Here is a 1,676-nt window from a genome sequence, read left to right on the forward strand (position 1 = left end):
GATACCGGTTATCCGGTGCAGCGGTTGGAGTTCATGCTCGAAGACGCCGCCCCGGTGTGTGTGCTGACCACCGCCGCCGAGCTGGACTCACTGCCCGCGGGCAATATTCCGGCGCTCCTGTTGGAGGAGACCACCGGCTACGACGATGCGCGCGTCCGCAACCGCGAGCGGGTGAGGCCCCTGCGCCCGGACAACCTGGCGTATGTCATCTACACCTCCGGTTCCACCGGGGTGCCCAAGGGTGTGGGTGTGGCGCACCGCAACGTCATCGAGTTGTTCGCCAACACCCAATTGCTTTTCGAGTTCGACGAAACCGATGTGTGGACGCTGTTCCATTCCTTCGCGTTCGACTTCTCGGTGTGGGAACTGTGGTGCGCGCTGGCCAACGGCGGCAGCGTGGTCGTGGTCGACTATGTGACCTCCCGCTCGCCGGAGCAGTTCCGCGAACTGCTGATCCGCGAACAGGTCACCGTGCTCAACCAGACCCCGTCGGCGTTCTACCAGCTCGCCGAGGCCGACCGGGCAGCACACCACGACCAAGGCAAGTTCGCGCTGCGCTACATCGTGTTCGGCGGTGAGGCACTGGATCTGCGCCAGCTGCGGCGCTGGTACGAGCGCCATCCGGTGGACGCGCCGTGGCTGGTGAACATGTACGGCATCACCGAGACCACGGTGCACGTGTCGTTCCTGTCGTTGGACGAGCAGATGGTCGACAACCCGGCCAGCGTGATCGGGCGGGCGCTGCCCGGTCTGGACGCGTACGTGCTCGACGACCGGTTGCACCCGTCGCCCGTCGGGGTGGCCGGAGAGATCTACGTCGCGGGTGCGCAGCTGTCCCGCGGGTATCTCGGCCGTCCCGGTCTGGCCGCGACGCGGTTCGTGGCCAACCCATTCGGAGCGCCGGGCTCGCGGATGTACCGCAGCGGTGACATCGGCCGCTGGGTCGGATTCGGTGGTCGAGCAACCCTGGAGTACGCCGGTCGCGGTGATCAGCAGGTGCAGTTGCGCGGCTTCCGCATCGAACTCGGGGAGATCGAGGCGGCGCTGCTGCGCTGCCCGGGCGTGAGTCAGGCGGTGGTGCTGGTCCGCGCCGACGAGCATGCCGGTGAGCGTTTGATCGGCTACGTCGTGCCCGATGCCGGGGCGACCTTGGATGCGTCGGTGCTGCGCACGCAGGTCTCGGAGTTCTTGACCGGCTACATGGTCCCGGATGCGGTGGTGGTGTTGGATGCGTTGCCGTTGACGGCGAACGGGAAACTGGACCGCCGGGCGCTGCCCGCGCCGCAGGTGGTGTCGGCGGTGGCGTTCCGCGCGCCGAGTTCGCCGGTGGAGCAGGCGGTGGCCGAGGTGTACGCCGGGCTGCTGGGCGCCGGCGAGGTCGGATTGGACGACGACTTCTTCGCCTTGGGCGGCAACTCGCTGCTGGCCACCCGCGTGGTCGCACGCATCAACGAAGCCCTCGACGCCGATGTCGCGGTACGCGAACTGTTCGAAGCCCCCACCGTGGCCGCCCTCGCCGCGCGCGTGGTGCCCGGCGCCGGCGGCGGCAGCCGCACCGTGCTCGAACGCACCGAACGCACCGAACCGATCCCGTTGTCGCTGGCCCAGCAACGGATGTGGGTGCTCAACCAGTTCGACCCCGCCTCCGCCGCCTACAACATCCCCCTGGCCATCCG

General features: G+C 68.4%; 1 protein-coding gene. It reads left to right on the forward strand.

Going from position 1 to position 1,676, the window contains the following annotated elements; all coding sequences use genetic code 11:
• The coding region (locus tag ACWEO7_RS39375; protein WP_452430921.1) for an amino acid adenylation domain-containing protein at positions 1-1,676 on the forward strand (1,676 nt) is incomplete at both ends.

It is taken from the genome of Nocardia sp. NPDC004260 (assembly GCF_053603155.1).